The sequence below is a fragment of the Micromonospora sp. NRRL B-16802 genome (genome assembly GCF_001279555.1).
Lineage (GTDB): Bacteria > Actinomycetota > Actinomycetes > Mycobacteriales > Micromonosporaceae > Micromonospora > Micromonospora profundi.
Genome location: NZ_LGEB01000075.1, coordinates 79,175 through 97,309 on the forward strand (window position 1 = coordinate 79,175; position 18,135 = coordinate 97,309).

The 18,135-nt window shown below is 71.7% G+C and carries 17 protein-coding genes; 9 read left to right on the plus strand and 8 right to left on the minus strand.

The genetic code is table 11. From position 1 onward, the window contains the following. Positions 1–31: 31 nt before the first annotated feature. From trpD to ADK66_RS21075, 3 genes are all read right to left on the minus strand, one after another. Complete coding sequence (trpD, locus tag ADK66_RS21065; RefSeq protein ID WP_053657962.1) at positions 32–1,078, minus strand: anthranilate phosphoribosyltransferase; 1,047 nt, start codon at positions 1,076–1,078, stop codon at positions 32–34. A 90-nt stretch (positions 1,079–1,168) separates the two neighbouring features. Continuing rightward, positions 1,169–1,564: a chemotaxis protein CheY gene (locus ADK66_RS21070; protein ID WP_053657964.1), complete on the minus strand. Its 396-nt coding sequence runs from the start codon at positions 1,562–1,564 to the stop codon at positions 1,169–1,171. A gap of 187 nt (positions 1,565–1,751) precedes the next feature. Next, the gene (locus ADK66_RS21075) at positions 1,752–2,741 is read right to left on the minus strand and encodes a cytochrome c oxidase assembly protein (RefSeq protein WP_053657966.1); all 990 of its coding nucleotides are present in this window, start codon (positions 2,739–2,741) and stop codon (positions 1,752–1,754) included. A gap of 108 nt (positions 2,742–2,849) precedes the next feature. On the opposite strand from ADK66_RS21075, the gene ADK66_RS21080 reads away from it, so the two are divergent. The 5 genes from ADK66_RS21080 (at position 2,850) to ADK66_RS21100 (ending at position 8,024) form a co-directional block, all read left to right on the plus strand. After that, positions 2,850–3,449: a heme-copper oxidase subunit III gene (locus ADK66_RS21080; RefSeq protein WP_053657968.1), complete on the plus strand. Its 600-nt coding sequence runs from the start codon at positions 2,850–2,852 to the stop codon at positions 3,447–3,449. A 72-nt stretch (positions 3,450–3,521) separates the two neighbouring features. Beyond that, entirely contained in the window at positions 3,522–4,358 is an 837-nt protein-coding gene (locus ADK66_RS21085; protein ID WP_053657969.1) for a cytochrome c, read from the plus strand. A gap of 64 nt (positions 4,359–4,422) precedes the next feature. Next, positions 4,423–5,511, plus strand: a complete 1,089-nt coding sequence (locus ADK66_RS21090; RefSeq protein ID WP_053657972.1) for a ubiquinol-cytochrome c reductase iron-sulfur subunit — start codon at positions 4,423–4,425, stop codon at positions 5,509–5,511. Beyond that, positions 5,508–7,139, plus strand: a complete 1,632-nt coding sequence (locus ADK66_RS21095; protein WP_053657974.1) for a cytochrome bc complex cytochrome b subunit — start codon at positions 5,508–5,510, stop codon at positions 7,137–7,139. Before ADK66_RS21090 ends, ADK66_RS21095 begins: the two co-directional genes overlap by 4 nt. A 195-nt stretch (positions 7,140–7,334) precedes the next feature. Beyond that, positions 7,335–8,024 (plus strand): DUF4142 domain-containing protein, encoded by a 690-nt coding sequence (locus ADK66_RS21100; protein WP_053657976.1) that lies wholly within the window; start codon positions 7,335–7,337, stop codon positions 8,022–8,024. An 86-nt stretch (positions 8,025–8,110) separates the two neighbouring features. On the opposite strand, the gene ADK66_RS21105 is transcribed toward ADK66_RS21100, so the two are convergent. The 5 genes from ADK66_RS21105 to ADK66_RS21125 form a co-directional block, all read right to left on the minus strand. Beyond that, positions 8,111–8,398, minus strand: coding sequence for an Lrp/AsnC family transcriptional regulator (locus tag ADK66_RS21105; protein WP_053657977.1), 288 nt, complete (start codon positions 8,396–8,398; stop codon positions 8,111–8,113). Between the two features lie 78 nt (positions 8,399–8,476). Further along, on the minus strand, positions 8,477–9,343 hold the full coding sequence (locus tag ADK66_RS21110; RefSeq protein WP_053657979.1) for a sugar phosphate nucleotidyltransferase: 867 nt from the start codon (positions 9,341–9,343) through the stop codon (positions 8,477–8,479). Continuing rightward, entirely contained in the window at positions 9,340–9,882 is a 543-nt protein-coding gene (locus ADK66_RS21115) for an NUDIX hydrolase (RefSeq protein WP_053657981.1), read from the minus strand. Before ADK66_RS21115 ends, ADK66_RS21110 begins: the two co-directional genes overlap by 4 nt. A gap of 53 nt (positions 9,883–9,935) precedes the next feature. Continuing rightward, a complete protein-coding gene (locus ADK66_RS21120; protein ID WP_053657983.1) occupies positions 9,936–11,729 on the minus strand; it encodes a bifunctional (p)ppGpp synthetase/guanosine-3',5'-bis(diphosphate) 3'-pyrophosphohydrolase in 1,794 nt (597 codons plus the stop codon). 128 nt (positions 11,730–11,857) lie between these two features. Then, a complete protein-coding gene (locus tag ADK66_RS21125) occupies positions 11,858–13,612 on the minus strand; it encodes a DEDD exonuclease domain-containing protein (RefSeq protein ID WP_053658311.1) in 1,755 nt (584 codons plus the stop codon). 127 nt (positions 13,613–13,739) lie between these two features. On the opposite strand from ADK66_RS21125, the gene ADK66_RS21130 reads away from it, so the two are divergent. The 4 genes from ADK66_RS21130 to ADK66_RS21145 all read left to right on the plus strand — a co-directional run bounded on the left by ADK66_RS21130 (position 13,740) and on the right by ADK66_RS21145 (position 18,134). Then, positions 13,740–15,203, plus strand: a complete 1,464-nt coding sequence (locus ADK66_RS21130; protein WP_053657985.1) for an NYN domain-containing protein — start codon at positions 13,740–13,742, stop codon at positions 15,201–15,203. Positions 15,204–15,391: 188 nt separating this feature from the next. Next, positions 15,392–15,610 carry a hypothetical protein gene (locus ADK66_RS21135; protein WP_053657986.1) on the plus strand — a complete coding sequence of 73 codons (219 nt, stop codon included), beginning with the start codon at positions 15,392–15,394 and terminating at the stop codon, positions 15,608–15,610. Between the two features lie 143 nt (positions 15,611–15,753). Then, positions 15,754–17,013 (plus strand): M48 family metallopeptidase, encoded by a 1,260-nt coding sequence (locus ADK66_RS21140; protein ID WP_053657988.1) that lies wholly within the window; start codon positions 15,754–15,756, stop codon positions 17,011–17,013. Beyond that, the gene (locus tag ADK66_RS21145) at positions 17,010–18,134 is read left to right on the plus strand and encodes a glycosyltransferase family 4 protein (protein WP_053657991.1); all 1,125 of its coding nucleotides are present in this window, start codon (positions 17,010–17,012) and stop codon (positions 18,132–18,134) included. The genes ADK66_RS21140 and ADK66_RS21145 overlap by 4 nt, the downstream gene beginning before the upstream one ends. Position 18,135 lies beyond the last annotated feature (1 nt).

The following is an 18,135-nucleotide window of genomic DNA, read 5'->3' on the forward strand; positions in this document are numbered from 1 at the left end:
GGACGGGGGCGACCAGCACCCGGGGGACGGGTCAGCCGGCGGTGGCGACCTCGATCCACCTGTCGAGGGTGGCGGCCGCCGCACCCGAGTCGATCGACTTGGCGGCGCGGTCCAGGCCGGCGCGCAGCGCCTCGGTCAGATCACCGTCCAGAGGACCCTGCGTGGCGAGGGCCGCCGCCGCGTTGAGCAGCACCGCGTCGCGTACCGGACCGGTCTCGCCGGCCAGCAGGCGACGGGCCACGCCGGCGTTGTACGCGGCGTCACCGCCCCGCAGGTCACCGAGGGTGGACCGGGGTACCCCCAGGTCCGCGGCGTCCAGCAGCGCCTCCCGTACGGTGCCGCCCTGAGCTGCCCAGACGCGGGTCGGCGCGGCGGTGGTGAACTCGTCGAGCCCGTCCTCGCCGCGCATCACCAGCACCGAGTCGCCGCGAGCGGCGAACACGCCGGCCATCACCGGCGCCATGCGCGCGTCGAAGCACCCGACGGCACCAGCGCGTGGTCGGGCCGGGTTGGTCAACGGGCCGAGGAAGTTGAAGACGGTGGGGACGCCCAGCTCCCGGCGGACCGGCCCGGTGTGCCGCATCCCGGGGTGGAACCGCGCCGCGAAGCAGAACCCGATGCCGGCCTCGGTGACGCAACGCACGATCGCGTCCGGGTCGAGATCCAGCGGGATGCCGAGGAACTCCAGCAGGTCGGCGGTGCCGCAGGAGGAGGACGCGGCCCGGTTGCCGTGCTTGACCACCCGTACGCCCGCACCGGCCACCACCAGCGCGGCCATCGTGGAGATGTTCACCGTGTGCGCAAGATCACCGCCGGTGCCGACCACGTCCAGGGCGGTCGAGCGCAGCTCGTCGGGAAGCTCGACAGGCACCGCCCGGCTGAGCATCGTCTCCACCAGACCGGCCAGCTCCGCCGAGGTCTCGCCCTTGGCACGCAGCGCCACAGCGAAACCGGCTACCTGCGCGGCACCTGCCGAGCCGGCCATGATCTCGCCCATCGCCCAGGCCGTGTCAGCGGTGGACAGCTCCTCGCCGCGCAGCAGCGAGGTGAGCAGGTGCGGCCAGGTCCGATCGCCCATGGCGGGCCTCCCGAGCGTGCGAAGTGCGGGTGGGCTGGAACCGGCGCCGAATCACCCCGGCGCCGCGTCGGTGCCGGAAAGCGGGGGACGTCAGGCGGGTGCGTGCGTCCGCAGCAGCTCGGCCACCGTGTTGCCGGTGGTCACCGGGTCGAGCGGGTGCACGAGCGTCCCCTCGACCTCGGCGTACGCGGCGAGCCATCGGTCGGCGGCGCGGGCGATCACCAGGCAGACCGGGGGAGCGTCCTCCCGGTCGTCCTTGATCTGCCGGGCGATGCCGATGCCGCCGCCCGGGTTCGCCTCACCGTCGAGCAGCATGAGGTCGATCTCATAGTCGTCGACCAGGCGGATCGTCTCGGCGTAGGTCGACGCGTCCACGAACTCGACCTGCAACCCGGGCGCGGGCCGGGTGCCGACGGCGAGCCGCATCCGGTCACGGACCTGCGGGTCGTCGCTGTAGAGCAGGACGGTACAAAGTCGATCGCTCATGCCGGCACTCCGCTTCGCTCCGTGCCGTCATGAGGAACCATCGCACTGAGCCCGATGATTCGCTCGCTGTGCTCACTCATGCCGGCACTCTGCTTCCACCTCGAAAAACTGCGCCGATCGTACCGGGCCGCGTGACGTAGCCGACACGCCGCCTGCCGCCGTCGGCCCCGCGTACCGTCGCCGCAGGTCAGGGGGCCGCGGCGCCGGCGGCGCGTTCGCGTGCCTCCTGGCGGTCCAGCTCGCGGTCGAGCCGGCGGGCCTCCCGCTCGGACTGCTTGACCCACTGCACGACCAGCACCGCGATCATCGTCACGCTGACGAACTCGCCACCCGCCCAGAGGATGCCGCCGGCGAGCACCTGGTCGGCCTTGGGGTCGGCCCAGTCGAGGTTGAGCGACGGGTACCAGTCGCCGCCGAAGAGCGTGCTGCTCTGCATGATCGTGAGCCCGAGCACGGTGTGGAACGGCACGGAGAGCAGCATCAGCAGCGCGCGAGCCGGGTACGGCCAGCGGCCGGGCAGCGGGTCGAGCCCGAGCAGCGGCCAGAAGAAGACGCAGCCGGTCATGATGAAGTGCGCGTGCACCAGCTCGTGCGCCCAGGCGTGCTCAAGCGTGTAGCGGTACAGGTCGCTGAAGTACAACACGAACGGGTTGACCACGAAGATGGCGAACGCCACGAGCGGGAAGCTGTAGACGCGGGCAACACGGCTGTGCACGATCGCCAGGAGGCGCTTGCGCGGCCCGACCGGCAGGGTCCGCAGGGCGAGCGTCATGGGCGCGCCCAGCGCGAGGAAGATCGGCGACACCATGGACAGCACCATGTGCTGGACCATGTGCACCGACAGCAGCGCGGTGTCGTACGCGTGCAGCCCGCTGACCGTGACCAGCGCGATGCCGCCCAAGCCGGGGCCGAGGAAGAGCGCGGTGCGCGCGACCGGCCAGCGGTCGCCGCGCACGCGCAACCGGTGCACCCCGTAGAGGTAGAGACCGGCGACGAGCACCAGGCCGAGGGCCAACCAGCTGTCCAGCCGGGTCTCGGTCAGGACCGCGCCGACGGTGAACGGTGGTGGGGTCGCCTCGGCGCTGACGGCAAGCGTGGACGTGCCCACCGGGGTGGCGGCGAGCACAACGGCCGGGACAGCCGAGGTGGCGGCGAGGATCGGATCGACGTGCAGCACGCTTTTCAGGCTAGGCCAGGCGAACCGGACCCTGACGTCCGGCCCACGGATGGTGTGGGTTTGCCACCCCGCTGATCGCCGGCCCCGGTCAGGGGCAATAATGACGGCGTGACTGCGGCCCCAGCCATTGACAAGAGCCGGATCCACTCTCTGACGCGACCGAACATGGTCAGCGTCGGGACGATCGTGTGGCTCTCCAGCGAACTCATGTTCTTCGCGGCGCTCTTCGCGATGTACTTCTCCATCCGCGCGGCTGCGCCGGAGCAGTGGGAGAAGCACACCGAGGTGCTGAACATCCCGTACGCGACCACCTTCACGGTGATCCTGGTCCTCTCGTCGGTGACGTGCCAGCTCGGCGTCTTCGCGGCGGAGAAGGGTGACGTGCACGCGCTGCGGCGCTGGTTCACCGTCACCTTCGTGATGGGCCTCATCTTCGTGCTCGGTCAGCTGAACGAGTACCGCGAGTTGGTCCACGAGGGCATCAAGATCAACGCCGACGGGTACGGATCGATGTTCTACCTGACGACCGGCTTCCACGGCCTGCACGTGGCCGGCGGTCTGGTCGCCTTCATCATCTTCATGGTCCGAACGACCATGGGACGGTTCACCCCGGCGCAGGCGACCTCGGCGATCGTCGTGTCGTACTACTGGCACTTCGTCGACGTCGTGTGGATCGGGCTGTACGCCATGATCTACTGGCTTCAGTGATCTTGGCGCGTCACGAACCGCGCCGCTGCTTCGTCCCCTGAGACAAGGTCCAACCGGTTAAGGACACAGCTCATGACTTCTGACAACGACCGCCGACGCGGCCTGCTCGCGCGGTTGCGCGAGCGGCCCGCCGCGCGCAGCAGGGGCCGCCGCCGGCTGGGCGCCGCGGTCCGGCTGATCGCCGCGCTGATGCTCGCCGGCGGTGCCTACACCGTCTTCGCCCCCGGTGCGCAGGCGCAGGACAACCCGCCGATGACCGGCGCCGCAGCCGAGGGCAAGGCGCTGTTCGACGTGAGCTGTGTGACCTGCCACGGACGCAACGCCCAGGGCGTCGAGGGCCGCGGACCGAGCCTGGTCGGCGTCGGCGCCGCCTCGGTCGAGTTCCAGGTCAGCTCCGGCCGGATGCCGATGGCCCGGCAGGAAGCCCAGGCGCACCGCAAGCCCCCGCTCTTCACCGACGAGCAGACCCGTCAGCTCGCCCAGTACATCCAGGAGCTCGGCGGCGGTCCGGTCGTCCCGGAGGGTGACATCCTGCGCGAGGGCGCCAACGTCGCCTCCGGCGGTGAGCTGTTCCGGATCAACTGCTCGCAGTGCCACGCCTTCGGTGGCGGTGGTGGCGCGCTCTCCTCGGGCAAGTTCGCCCCGAGCCTGCACCCGGCGACCGACCGGCAGATCTACGCGGCAATGCTGAGCGGGCCGCAGAACATGCCGGTGTTCGGTGACAACCAGCTCCGACCGGAGCAGAAGGCCGACATCATCGCCTACATCCAGGAGACGCTGAAGCACGACCAGGACCCGGGCGGGTTCAACCTCGGTCGGTACGGGCCGTCCACCGAGGGTGTGGTGATCTTCCTGGTTGGCATCGTGGCGCTCGTCTTCGCCAGCCTGTGGATTGCGGGCAAGTCGTGACCGAGCGGATCATCAGATTCAGTGCCGTGGTGCCGCTCGGCGCCACCCCTAGCGAGGTGACGGCATGAGCACCCACACCGAGCACCAGGCCCCGCAGGGCCGGGAGCCGCTCGACGTGAACGACCCCACGCTGACCCGGTTCGACATCGTCCGCGAGGGCGCCCGTCGGGACGACATCGAGATCGTCCACTACGAGCCGCAGGTGCAGCCCGGCACCAAGGCCGAGCGTCGGCTGACCCGTGTGGTCGCCGCGCTCTTCCTGATCACCGGCCTGGCAGCCACCGCGTTCCTTGTCGTCTACATCTGGTGGCCGTGGCAGTACGAGCCGGGCCGGGGTGGCGACAAGCTCTACACCCCGCTGCTCGGCCTCACCCTCGGCGTGGCGCTGCTCGCCGTCGGCTTCGGCATCCTGACCTGGGGCAAGAAGTTGCTGCCCAAGGAGGTGTCGATCCAGGACCGGCACGAGGGCCAGGTAGACGAGGAAGGCCGCACCATCACCGGCCAGACCATGCTCTACATGGCTGACGAGCTGGGTGTGAAGCGTCGTCCGCTGCTCGGCATCTCGCTGCTGGCCGGTCTCGCGCCGGTGGCCGCGGTCGCTGCCGCGCCGCTGGTCGGTGGGTTGATCTCCAACCCGCACAAGAACAACCAGATGTTCCGCACCGGCTTCTCTCCCGCCGAGGGTGGGCAGCTGATCCGCCTCGTCCGCGAGGACGGCCGCCCGATCCGCCCGGCGGACGTCAGCGCCGGCGGCCAGCTCACCGTCTTCCCGGGCATCGACCACGGCGTGAGCAACCTGCACGCCGACTCGCCGACGTTGCTGATCCACCTGCGCGACTCCGACGCGCAGGAGTCCCGCCGGGCCAACGAGAAGATCGGCCACGGCGACTACATGTGGGGCAACTACGCGGCGTTCTCCAAGATCTGCACGCACGCCGGCTGCCCCGCCAGCCTGTACGAGCAGCAGACCAACCGGCTGCTCTGCCCGTGCCACCAGTCCCAGTTCCTGATCACCGACAACGCCAAGCCCGTCTTCGGCCCTGCCAGCCGGCGGCTGCCGCAGCTGCCGATCGAGGTGGACTCCGAAGGTTTCTTCGTGGCGAAGTCCGACTTCACCGAGACCGTCGGGCCTGACTTCTGGGAGCGGCCATGAAGCGTCGAAAGCTTGACCTGAAGGCGACGCCGGGCAAGGCCGCGGTGGGAGTGGACGACCGCTTCGCGGTGGCCACCCCGCTGCGCAAGCTGCTGAACAAGGTCTTCCCGGACCACTGGTCGTTCCTGCTCGGCGAGATCGCGCTGTTCTCGTTCATCGTGCTGCTGCTGACAGGTGTGTTCCTCACCTTCTTCTACGAGCCGGCGATGACCGAGGTGGTCTACAACGGCAGCTACGCCCCGTTGCAGGGCACCCCCATGTCAGCCGCGTACGCCTCCAGCCTGGACATCTCGTTCGACGTCCGCGGTGGCCTGGTGATGCGGCAGATGCACCACTGGTCGGCGCTGCTGTTCATGGCCGCGATCGTCGTGCACATGCTGCGCGTCTTCTTCACCGGCGCGTTCCGCAAGCCGCGCGAGACCAACTGGATCATCGGTTCGCTGCTGTTCTGGGTGGGCTTCCTGGCCGGCTTCACCGGCTACTCCCTCCCGGACGACGGCCTGTCCGGCACCGGTCTGCGGATCGCCTCGGCGATCATGCTGTCCATCCCGGTGATCGGCTCCTGGGTCACCTCGTCGGTCTTCGGCGGCGAGTTCCCCGGCACGATCATCATCAGCCGGTTCTTCATCGCCCACGTCCTGCTCGTCCCGGGTCTGCTCGTCGCCCTGATCAGCGTCCACCTGGGTCTGGTCTTCAAGCAGAAGCACACCCAGTGGCCCGGCCCCGGCCGGACCAACAACAACGTGGTCGGCGAGCGGATGTTCCCGCGCTACGCGTTGAAGCAGGGCGGCTTCTTCATGGTCGTCTTCGGTGTCGTGGCGCTGCTGGGCGGTCTGTTCCAGATCAACCCGATCTGGCTGTTCGGCCCGTACGAGGCGTGGGTGGTCTCGGCCGCCAGCCAGCCCGACTGGTACGTCATGTTCCTCGACGGCTCGACGCGACTCATGCCCGCCTGGGAGATCAACATCCCGATCGGTGACGGGTACGTCATCCCGCCGCTGTTCTGGCCGACGGTGGTGCTACCCGGCATCCTTGTGGGCCTGTCGACGATGTACCCGTTCCTGGAGGCACGGCACCTCAAGGACCGCAAGAGCCACAACCTGCTCCAGCGGCCCCGCGACGTCCCGGCCCGTACCGCGCTCGGTGCCATGGCGGTGTCGTTCTACATCGTGCTGACGCTCTCCGGCGCCAACGACGTGATCGCCGACAAGTTCCAGATCAGCCTGAACGCGATGACGTGGGCCGGCCGGATCGGTCTGCTGCTGATCCCGCCGGTGGCGTACTACGTCACCTACCGGCTCTGCCTCGGTCTGCAACAGCACGACCGGGAGGTTCTCGCGCACGGCGTGGAGACCGGCATCATCAGGCGTCTGCCGGACGGCCGGTTCGTCGAGGTGCACCAGCCGCTCAGCGCGGCGAACGGTCACGACGACGGCCACGGCGGCCTGGAGTACGTCGGCTGGGTGGTCCCGAAGAAGATGAACCGGCTCGGTGCCCTCGGCCCGGCGATCCGGGGCTTCTTCTACCCGATCGAGAAGCCGGTCGAAGCGCCGGTCTCGCCGGGGCACCCGCCGGTCGAGGCTCGAGCAGAGCGCGAGGAGATCGGCAGCGGCGAGAGCCGTCGCTGACCCCCCGAACGCTGTGTGACGTGGCGCCCGCCGGACTTCCGGCGGGCGCCACGCCGTTTCCGGCGCTGCGGCACCCATCCCGCCAGGAGTCGGATGGCCACGGTGGGACCGGTCGACCCCACGCGACGGGCGATCGCAGGAATAACCCCGGTGAGCCGGGTATCCGTGCGGTCCAACGTCTCTAGGGGGGGAAGCATGTTGGGTATCAAACGCCTCGGCCTGTTGGCCGCGCTGGTGCTTGTCGGTGTCGCGCCAGCCGCGGCCGCGCAGGCCGCGGCACAGCCGTCAACGCAGGACACCCAGTACCTGCAGGCTCTGCACCAGGTGAACCTGTTCGAAATCACCGCCGGTGACCTGGCTGAGCAGAAGGGCCAGGACCAGGGGGTCAAGGACCTGGGCGCGATGCTGAAGACCGACCACACGTCTCTGGACCAGACGGTCCAGCAGACCGCGTCGCAGCTCAACGTCCAACTGCCGAACGAACCCACCACCGACCAGCAGAAGGTCATCGACAAGCTCAACAACGTCAGCGGCGCCGAGTTCGACAGGCTCTGGGTGACAAGTGAGCTGGCCGGCCACGTCCAGGCCATCCAGGCCACCCAGACGGAGATCTCGCAGGGCTCCGAGCAGTCGGTGGTCCAGTTGGCCCAGACCGCCCTGCCGACATTGCAGGCGCACTACGACGAGCTGGTCCAGCTCGCCAACCAGCTTGGCATCCCGGTCCCGCAGACCAGCGCCAGCGGTACGCCCAGCCCGGGCGGCACCGGCACTGAGTCGCCGGCTCCGGGCGGCACCGGCACCGAGTCCCCGGCTCCGGGCGGCACCACCGAGTCGCCGGCTCCGGGCGGCGGCATCACCGAAACGCCGGCTCCGAGCGTGAGCTGACGTAGCGGCAGCAGACGGCCGGTCCATCCGTGTGGGTGGACCGGCCGCCGTGCGTCTGGACCCGCTTTGCGGCGGAGTCGAACGGATCAGTCGGCGGTGGCCAGGCCGATCGCGAACGCCTGCTCCAGGTCGTGCTGGGAGTACGCCCGGAACGCGATGTGCGACTCGGTGTTCAGCACACCCGGCACCTTGGAGATGCTGCCCGCGATGACCTGGGCGATCTGATCGAACTCGCGTACCCGGACCACGGCGATGAGGTCGACGTGCCCGGCCACCGAGTAGACCTCGCTGACGCCGGGAAGGTTGGCCAGGGTCTCCGCCACCTCGGGGATCGCATCGGTGGCGCAGTCGATCAGCACAATGGCGGTGATCACGGCACGTTTCTCCGTTCGTCGGCGTCGTCGCCCATGCTAGATGTTCACATCGTGCCCGGAGACGGGAGCCCGCGCCGCTCAACCGTCCGCGGTGACCGGCACGGTGCCGCCGTCGGTGCAGCGGATCGCGTCGTGCAGCCGTTCACCCGGGTGCACCGTCGCGCCCGGCCAGACGACAGTGCGGCACACGTCGCCGTACACCCGCGCGCCTGCGCCGACCACTGACTCCCGGCACCGGCCGGTCACAGTGGCCGACCTGTCGACAAGGGTGCCGCCGGCGGCGGCGTGCAGGTTCGCCGCCAGGTAGTCGGCGGGGGTGCCGGTGTCGTAGAAGACGCCCGGATAGGGCACCACCTCCAACGCTCCGGCCGCCTCGGCCGGCCGCCAGACGGCTCGGACCAGGTCGGAGAAGACGACAGGTAGGTCGCGGACCAGCCGCCAGGGCAGCAGCGAGAAGCCGGTGAAGCAGTGCCCGGCGAAGGTGCCCGGGGCCGTCGGGTTCGCGGCGGGCTGACCGAGCAGGCGTACCCCCTGGCCGTCCCAGTCGGCCAGCAGCGCGGCCACGTCGGGGCCGGGGGGAGCGGCCGGGTCGGCCAGGTACGCGTCCGCGTTGCCGACCAGCACCGGCCGCCCGGCGATCCAGTCCCGCAGGTTGGCCACCCCGCCCGCGGTGCCGAGCGGGTCACCGGGCTCCACCGACAGGTACGCCCGCTCGCCGACGTGTCCGACCACCTGGTCGGCGAGGTAGCAGGCGTTCACCGCGACACGGTCGGGGCCGGCCAGGCCGAGCCCAGCCAAGCGGGCCAGCGCGCGGTCCAGCAGTGGCACGTTGCCCACCGGGCAGAGGGCCTTGGGGACCCGTTCGGTGAGCGGGCGCAGCCGGGTGCCCTCGCCCGCGGCCAGCACCACAGCGCAGACGTCCGCCGGCCCGCCCGCCACAGTCATGGCGCGTCGTCGGGAATCGGCGGCGGGAACTGCCCGGCCAGCGGCCCGATGTCGTAGTAGGCGAGCAGCCGGGCGGTGGGCCAGGTCAGCTTCGGAAGGTCGTCAAGCGGGTGCCACGCGGCCTCGAAGACCTCCGCGCCGTCGACAGCGAGGGCGGTCTCCGACGCCGGCACCTCCGCCTCGAAGACCATGTCCACCCAGCCCTTGGCGTGCACAATCGCGTTCGGCACCGCGGGACGCAGCCGCGACGGGGGAAGCCGGATGCCGGACTCCTCGAACAGCTCGCGGGCAGCGCCCACCACCGGCGGTTCACCCTTGTTGAGCAGGCCGGCGGGGAGGGACCAACCCCTGCCGGGCGGCTGGCGCAGCAGCAGCAACCGGCCCGCGCCCGTGGCCTCGACGTCACGGACCAGGGTGACCGCGCCGACGATGTACTTGGGCACGGCCAGCCGGACCAGGCGTCGGCGCACCGGTAACGGCAGCCGGTAGAAAGCCTGGTAGAAGACGGCCCGACCAGCGGCACGGGTACGGGGGATCATGACCCCAGGCTAGTGGTCACGAATGCCTTTCGGATGCGCTGGGGCCGTGCCGGTCACTGCCGATGGTCGACAAGGTCGATGAGCTGGCGGACCACGGTGTCCGGTTCGAGCACCCGGTCGAAGACCGCGACCAGCAGGGTCTCCAGGTCGGGGTAGCCGAGCTCCTCCGAGAGCCGCAGCAACGGCAGGTCGCTGGCCAGGCCACGATTGTGCTGGCGCAGGGCGAGTCCGATGGTGGCCCGGCCCAGGCGGACCTTGTCGCTGATCGTGATGCCCGGCTCGGTGTGCTCGGCGAACCAGCGGTTGATCTGCATCTGCGCGTGCGGCGACTTGACGAAGTCGAGCCACTCCCGGCGCGGGCCCCGCCGTGCCTCGCCGGCCTCGAAGCCGTTGTCGCCGTCGTTCTCGGTGAAGATCTCCACCACGTCGCCCTCGTCCAGCTCCGAGCTCAACGGCGCGAGCCGGCCGTTGATCCGGGCCGCGAGGCAGTGGTCGCCGCGCTCGTTGCCCAGCTCGTAGGCCACGTCGACGGGTGTGGCACCGGCCGGCAGCACCACCTGACGCCCGTCGGCGAACACCTGGATCTGCCCCTCGGCGAGGTCGCAGCGCAGCGACTCGAGGAACTGCGCCGGGTCGGCGGCGTCCGGCTCCCAGTCCAGCACCCGGCGCAGCCAGTCCAACTGCTCGGCGCGGGCCGCGGCGTCGCCCCGGCCCGAACGCGGAAAGCGGAAGTCGGCGGCGATGCCGTACTCGGCCGACCGGTGCATCTCCTCGGTGCGGATCAGCACCTCGACAGTGCGGTTCTGCGGGCCGCAGACGCTTGTGTGCAGTGAGCGGTAGAGGTTGTTCTTCGGCGAGGCGATGAAGTCCTTGAAGCGGCCGGGGACCGGTCGCCAGGTGCCGTGGATCGCGCCCAGCGCTGCGTAACAGTCGGTGGCCGGGCCGTCGACCACCACCGAGATGCGGGGCAGGTCGTACGGGGCGGTGTGACCGCCGGCGACGGTGTCCTTCCAGATCGAGTAGAGGTGCCGGGGGCGCGGGGACACCTCGGCGTCGACCCGGCTGCGGCGCAGCGCCACCCTGGTCCGTGTCACCACCGAATCCAGGTACGCGTCCCAGCCGGGCCGGTCGTGCACGTGCCGGGCCAGCCGGGCGTGCTCCTCCGGCTCCAGGTGCAGCAGCACCACGTCGTCCAGTTCGCGCTTGAGGCTCTGGATGCCCAGCCGGTCGCAGAGCGGGACCAGCACCTCCTGGGTCTTGCGGGCGATGCGTTCACGGGAGGCCGCGGAGCGCACACCGAGGGTGCGCATGTTGTGCAGCCGGTCGGCCAGCTTGATGATCAGCACCCGGACGTCCTTGGCGGCCGCGACGATCATCTTGCGGATCGTCTCGGCCTCGGCGGCCTTGCCGTAGAACGCCTTGTCGAACTTTGTCACCCCGTCGACAAGGTGGGCCACCTCGCCGCCGAAATCCTCGGACAGCGCCTGGAGCGTGTAGCGGGTGTCCTCCACGGTGTCGTGCAGCAGCGCCGCCACCAGGGTCGTGGTGTCCATGCCCAGCTCGGCGCAGATCTGCGCCACCGCGAGCGGATGGGTGATGTACGGCTCCCCGCTCTTGCGGAACTGCCCCCGGTGCATGTTCTCCGCGATCGTGTACGCCCGGCGCAGCACCGCCGGGTCGGTGCCGGCGTGGATGCTCCGATGGGTGCGGACCAGCTGGGTGACCGGGTCGGAGTCGGTGGTCGGCCAGGTGAGCAACGCCCGCAGCCGTCGGGTCAGCGGCAGCTCACCCGACTGGGTCGGCAGGGCGCCCCCCAGGGCGGCGCCGTGTCCGGCGTCGACGTCCACGAGGGACACCTCCTCACCCCGGCTCCGCGACCGCCGGACCCGGCGGGCGGGAGCAGGCCCACGAAACGGGCAGGACTGCACTTCTCTAACAGCCTAAGCGAGTCGACGTAGTCCGATCGGACACTTGGTCATGAGCGTTCGGTCGAGAGTTGGTGGGAAGCTCCGCTCTCGGCCTTCGCCAGCAGGTCACGGAAGCGCCCCGCGCCACCGGCCGGGGAGGCCCAACCGGAGGACATCTCGACGAGCCGGGTCTCCGGTCGCTCCAACCAGGACAGGATACGTTCGGACTCCTCCGCTGTGGCCGACGGCACCGGACCGTGCCCACCCGGCACCGTCTCGGCGGTGGCCCGGATGGTGGTCAGCGTCGGTCGCGGGTGGACGCCCGGCGGGGACACTCCCGCGCCGGCCAGCCGGCCGTGCCGGACCAGGGCCAGCTCCCAGCCGCCCCGAGCGGCCGGGCGGGCGGCGGCCAACTCGACGATGCCGGTCAGCGCGGCGAGCCGCTGCATCCGCACTGTGGCGCGCAGCACCGCTGCCAGCCGGGACCGCACCACTGCGGCCTCCTCGTAGCGCTGGCCGGCCGAGAGCGCCTCGATCCGGGCGAGCAACGCGTCCACCACCGGCTGCGGGTCACTCGCGGTGGCCGTGCGAAACGGTGCCGCCGCGCGCTCGTCGTACTCCTCAGGGGTGATCTTGTGCTCGCAGGGCGCCGGGCAGCGACCCAGCTCGGCGAGCGCGCAGGCAGGCGTGACGGTGCGCAGCGAGAGCCGGTGGGTGCACTGGCGCAGCGGCACGGCGTCGTGGAAGCCGGCGGCGGCCAGCTCCGCGGCCCGCCGGGAGGTGAACGGCCCGAGGTAGGCGGTGTCCGTGGGGGAGATCTCCCGCACGATCGACAACCGGGGGTACGGCCCGTCGGTCAGCTTGAGCCAGACCATCCGCTCCGGGTATTTCGACCGCCGGTTGTACGGCGGCGCGTGCGCGGCGATCAACCGCAGCTCGCGGACCTCCGCCTCCAGCGAGTGCGCGCACTCCACGGCCTCGACCCGCTCGGCCGCCGCCAGCATCTCGGAGATCCGGGCGCGCTTCTCGCCGGCGGTGAAGTAGCTGCGCACCCGGGTGGCGATGTCGCCGGACGTGCCCACGTAGAGCGGCCGGTCGTCGGCGGCCCGGAAGATGTAGACGCCGGGGACCTTGGGCAGCCCGTCGGCAAGGTGGCGCTTGCGTCGCTGGGTCGGGGTGACCGCGCGGGCGAACTCGATGGCGTCGCCGACGGTGTCCACCCGGTGACCGCCGAGCCGGCCGATCAGCCCGTGCAGCACGTCGACGGTGGCCTTCGCGTCGTCGAGCGCGCGGTGGGTGGGCTGGGTGGCGGTGCGGAAGTAGGCGGCAAGGGTGCCCAGCTTGCGGTTGGGCACCTCGTCGCGGGTCAGCACCCGCCGGGCCAGCGCCGCCGTGTCCAGCACGCGGGGGTTGGGCCAGCGGTAGCCGTGCTTGGCGCAGGCGGCCTTGAGGAAGCCCACGTCGTAGGGCGCGTTGTGGGCCACCAGCACCGCGTCGGCGAGAAACTCCAGGAAGCTCGGCAGCACCTGTTCGATCGGCGGCGCCGGCAGCAGCATGGCCTGGGTGATCCCCGTCAGCACGGTGATGAACGGCGGGATCGGCTGCCCCGGGTTGACAAGGGTGGCAAGCACGCCCAACTGCTCGCCGCCGCGCACCTTCACCGCACCGATCTCGGTGATGCCGCCACCGTCGGGCGCCCCGCCGGTGGTCTCCAGGTCGACCACCACGAAGGTGGTCGCGTAGAGGGGCAACGCCGGGTCCACCCCGCCCACCGCCGGGTCGAGACCGGCCAGTGACTCCTGGACGTACTCCGCTTGTGCCATCGGCGGCACGCTAGCGCCACGGTCCGACACTCGCGTCACAGCGGTCCCACCGGTCACCATGGGGCTAGGATGAGAGATCGGCTCACTCACCGGGCGGTGGGCCCACCAACGGTGGGAGACTTGCCACATGCCCCTCACCGAGCCGCACGACGACCACCTCCCGCAGGAGGATCTGGTCGCGCGTGACGGTGCCGTGGGCGACCCCGACTCCGACCTGGGTTCCGACCCCGACCTGGGTTCCGACCCCGACGCCGCGTCGACTCCGGGCGTTGAGTCGGCCATCGAACCCGAGCCCACGCTGCCCGAGCCCGTCCGACAGCGGATCGTGGCGCTGACCGCCGCCGTGCTGCCCGCCCTGCCCTCCGACGAGGTGCCGGTGCCGCTGCGCCGGGTGGCCAAGTTCGCGCCGAACAGGCGGGCACGCCTCGGCGCGCCGGCCATTGCCGCCCAGCTCGCCGCCGATCCGCTTTTCCGACAGCGGGTCACCGCCCGGGTGCTGGCCGACGCCGGCGACCTCGGCGCGGCCGTTATCGACGGCACCGCGCCGGCCGCCGCCGACCCTGTCGAGGTGGCCGCGTTGGCCTACCTGGGCCGGCCCCGAGGCTGGCGGGAGTTGATCGACGCCAGCGGTGCGGCCGTCCGCGCCGAGGCCGACAGCGCTGTCGTCGCCGAGCTGGTCCGCGAGGCCGAGCAGCGGGCCACCCGAGCCGAGCACGACCGGGCGGTGGCCCGCGTCGAGGCCGACAAGCTGCGCGACGAGCTGTCGCGCGTCCGTGAGGAGCTGGGCCAGCTCCGCGAGGAGTCCCGCCAGTTGGCGCGTACCCTGCGCGAGACCCAGGCCCGTGAGCGCAAGGCCACCGAGCTGCTGGCCACCGAGCGTGGCCGGGCGGCGCGGGCCAGCGCCGACGTGGACGCCGAACTGCGCCGCGCCCGTGCCCGGCTCGCCGAGGCGGAGGCGGCGGCCGGGGTGGCCCGCGCCAGCGCGAAGGAGGCGCGTTCGGTCGACGACGCGCGGCTCTGGCTGCTGCTGGAGACCATCGGTCAGGCCGCCGTCGGGCTGCGCCGCGAGCTGGCCCTCGACCCGGTGGACAAGCTCCCCGCCGACTTCGTCGCCGACGCGTTCGCCGAGCAGCCGGGTGCCGCCCCTGCCGGTCCGGCCGCGCGCGCCCGCGACACCGACGATCCGGCCCGGCTGGACCAGCTGCTCGCCCTGCCCCGGGCGCACCTTGTGGTCGACGGTTACAACGTCACCAAGCGCGGGTTCGGCGAGATGTCGCTGGAGCAGCAGCGCAAGCGCCTCATCACCGGCCTGGGCGGCATCGCCGCGCAGACCGGCGACGAGGTCACAGTCGTGTTCGACGGTGCGGAGCGGATGCACGGGCTGCCTCCGGCGCCGCGTGGCGTCCGGGTGCTGTTCTCCCGCAAGGGCGAGACGGCCGACGAGCTGATCCGGCGGTTGGTCCGCGCCGAGCCGGCGGGCCGGCCGGTCGTGGTGGTGTCGTCCGACCGCGAGGTGGCCGACGGGGTACGCCGGCACGGCGCGTACCCGCTGGGGGCCGACTCGCTGCTGCGCCGCCTCGCGCGTTCTTGACGTCGCCCTGCCCCGCGGCCGAGATGTCGGGTCGGGATACCCCGATATCGCTGATCTGGAGTGGATCTCGTCCGCAACGGCCGGTGCGGGCGGTTCTGTCGTACCCGGTGGATAGCGTCGATGTGACCGACGGTGCTCGGGCGGCGACAAACCGCCGCCCGCGTGCAGCGAGCCGATCAGGAGGCGCGATGCTCATCGACTGCGAGGGGTGCGCTAGGGAGCGGGGTGACGGCTGTTTCGGCTGCCTGGTTGCCGCTCTGTTCGACGAGGCGTCCCCGGCGGCCGGCCTGGACGCCGCCGAGGTCCAGGCGATCGAGGTGTTCGCCCGGGCCGGCTTCGACGTGGAGGTGCTGACCGCCCCGGCGCGTCCCGGCGCGGCTCGCCGCGCCTCCCGGCGCGTCGCCTGAGCGCGACACCGCGCCCGGAGCGGGCATTTCGCGGGCCATAGGATGGGCGGTCACGGCGGGAGGAGCGGCGGGATGAGCGGGGTACGACACGACGGCGGCGAAGCCGTCCGTGGCGCGCTCGGCGTCGCCGCGTCGGTGCGCCGGTGACCCCGCGCGGATGGGCGCTGCTGACGCTCGCCGGGTTGACAGTGGCGCTGGTGCTGACCGCCGCGCTGCTCATCCCGTGGCACCGACCGCCGGTACCCCGCGCCGACCAGCTCGCCGCGCTGCGTGACCTGCCCGCCGAGCAGGTGGCCCGGGGGCGGGAGTTCCGGGCCGCGCTGCGACCCGGCGGGTACGCCGCCCTCGCCGTCGGGCTGCTGATCGCCCTCGCGCTGGGGTTGACCCCGCTGGGCAGCCGCCTGGTCGAGCTGGCGGGCCGGCCGTTCGGTGGGCACTGGATCGCGCAGGCGGTGCTCGGCGGGCTCGCCGTGGTGCTCGTCGCCGACCTGCTCACCCTCCCGTTCGCCGCCTGGCGGCAGAGCGTGCTGACGCGGTACGGGTTGAGCACGAACGGCTGGAGTGGCTGGGCCGTCGACCTGCTCAGGTCGTACGCGGTGAGCGCGGTGATCGGCGCGCTCGTCCTGTTCGGCTTCTACGCGGTCATCAGGCTCGCGCCGCGCTGGTGGTGGGCGTTCGGGGCGGCCGGCGCGGCGCTGCTCGTGGTGCTGTTGTCGTTCGTGCTGCCGGTGCTTGTGGAGCCGGTGTACAACAGGTTCACCCCGCTGGAGCAGGGGCCGCTGCGCACCGAGCTGATGAGCATGGCAGCCAGGGACGGGGTCCCCGTGCGCGACGTGCTCGTCGCCGACGCGTCCCGGCGCACCAGCGCGGTAAACGCGTACGTCTCCGGTCTCGGGCCGACCCGGCGGGTCGTCGTCTACGACACGCTGCTGCGCGAGGCGCCCCCGGCCGAGGTGAAGGCCGTCGTGGCGCACGAGTTGGGCCACGCGAAGAACTCCGACGTGGCGGTGGGCACGCTTACCGGTGCGTTGGGCGCCGCGGCGGCGGTGGTGACGCTCTACCTGCTCGGCTCGTGGGGGCGGCTGCTGCGGCTGGCCGGTGTCGACTCGGTCGCCGATCCACGCGCGTTCCCGTTGCTTGTCGCAATGGTCACGGTCGCCGGCCTGGTGGCGGCTCCGGCCCAGGCGCTGATGTCGCGGCAGGTGGAGGCGCGGGCGGACGCGCACGCGCTCGCGCTGACAGGTGATCCGGAGGCGTTCGAGTCGATGCAGCGCCGACTCGGGTCGGTGAACCTCGGTGACCCCGACCCGCCGCGCTGGGAATACCTCTACTCGGCCTCACACCCGTCCACAGTGGAGCGGATGGCCGCCGCCCGCGCGTACGCCCGGGAGGGCGGTCGATGAGTCGCACGCTGCTGATCACAAACGATTTCCCGCCGCGCCCCGGCGGGATCCAGTCGTTCGTGCACAACCTGGCGGTGCGTCAGCCACCCGGCTCGGTGGTGGTGTACGCGTCGAGCTGGCGCGGTGCGGCGAAGTTCGACGCCGACCAGCCGTTCGAGGTGATCCGGGAACGCACAAGGGTGCTGCTGCCCACCCCGTTGATCGCGCGCCGAGCGGCCCGGCTGGCCCGCACGTACGACTGTGACACCGTGTGGTTCGGCGCGGCGGCGCCGCTCGGGCTGCTCGCCGCGGGCCTGCGTCGCCGGGCCGGGGTGCGCCGGGTGGTGGCGCAGACCCACGGTCACGAGGTCGGCTGGGCGGCGTTGCCGGCCGCGCGTCCGGCGCTGCGCCGGATCGGCAGGGGTGTCGACGTGACGACCTACCTCGGCGAGTACACCCGCAGTCGGTTGGCCCGGGTGCTCGACGGTGTGACCGACCTGCGCAGGTTGGCACCGGGGGTGGATGTGGACACCTACCACCCGTCGGTGGACGGTGAGCCGATCCGGGTCCGGTTGGGGCTCGCTGACCGTCCGGTGGTGGTCTGCGTGTCCCGGCTGGTGCCGCGTAAGGGCCAGGACATGCTGATCCGGGCGTTGCCGGAGATCCGCCGCCGGGTGCCCGACGCGGCGCTGCTGATCGTCGGCGGCGGGCCGTACCGGGCGACGTTGGAGAAGCTGGCCCGGCAGGCCGGGGTGGAGCGGGACGTGGTCTTCACCGGCTCGGTGCCGTCGGCCGAGTTGCCGGCGCACTACGCGGCCGGTGACGTGTACGCGATGCCGTGCCGCACCCGCAACCGTGGCCTGGACGTGGAAGGGCTGGGCATCGTCTACCTGGAGGCGTCGGCGACGGGCCTGCCGGTGGTGGCCGGCGACTCCGGGGGCGCGCCGGACGCCGTCCGTGAGGGCGAGACCGGGTTCGTGGTCCCGGGGCGGGACGTCGCCCAGCTCGCCGACCGGGTGTCCCGGCTGCTCGCCGACCGGGATCTGGCCCGCCAACTGGGTGCGGCGGGCCGGGCCTGGGTGGAGCAGGAGTGGCGCTGGGAGGCGCAGGCGCAGCGGATGGCGGCCCTGCTCGCCGGCTGAC

Bases quoted from the DNA above. Each gene is read 5' to 3' on its own strand.
- ADK66_RS21145 (WP_053657991.1), top strand. From the start codon at position 17,010: ATGAGTCGCACGCTGCTGATCACAAACGATTTCCCGCCGCGCCCCGGC.
- ADK66_RS21095 (WP_053657974.1), top strand. From the start codon at position 5,508: ATGAAGCGTCGAAAGCTTGACCTGAAGGCGACGCCGGGCAAGGCCGCG.
- ADK66_RS21135 (WP_053657986.1), top strand. From the start codon at position 15,392: ATGCTCATCGACTGCGAGGGGTGCGCTAGGGAGCGGGGTGACGGCTGT.
- ADK66_RS21125 (WP_053658311.1), bottom strand. From the start codon at position 13,612: ATGGCACAAGCGGAGTACGTCCAGGAGTCACTGGCCGGTCTCGACCCG.
- ADK66_RS21115 (WP_053657981.1), bottom strand. From the start codon at position 9,882: ATGATCCCCCGTACCCGTGCCGCTGGTCGGGCCGTCTTCTACCAGGCT.
- ADK66_RS21100 (WP_053657976.1), top strand. From the start codon at position 7,335: ATGTTGGGTATCAAACGCCTCGGCCTGTTGGCCGCGCTGGTGCTTGTC.
- ADK66_RS21085 (WP_053657969.1), top strand. From the start codon at position 3,522: ATGACTTCTGACAACGACCGCCGACGCGGCCTGCTCGCGCGGTTGCGC.
- ADK66_RS21070 (WP_053657964.1), bottom strand. From the start codon at position 1,564: ATGAGCGATCGACTTTGTACCGTCCTGCTCTACAGCGACGACCCGCAG.
- ADK66_RS21090 (WP_053657972.1), top strand. From the start codon at position 4,423: ATGAGCACCCACACCGAGCACCAGGCCCCGCAGGGCCGGGAGCCGCTC.
- ADK66_RS21130 (WP_053657985.1), top strand. From the start codon at position 13,740: ATGCCCCTCACCGAGCCGCACGACGACCACCTCCCGCAGGAGGATCTG.
- ADK66_RS21110 (WP_053657979.1), bottom strand. From the start codon at position 9,343: ATGACTGTGGCGGGCGGGCCGGCGGACGTCTGCGCTGTGGTGCTGGCC.
- trpD (WP_053657962.1), bottom strand. From the start codon at position 1,078: ATGGGCGATCGGACCTGGCCGCACCTGCTCACCTCGCTGCTGCGCGGC.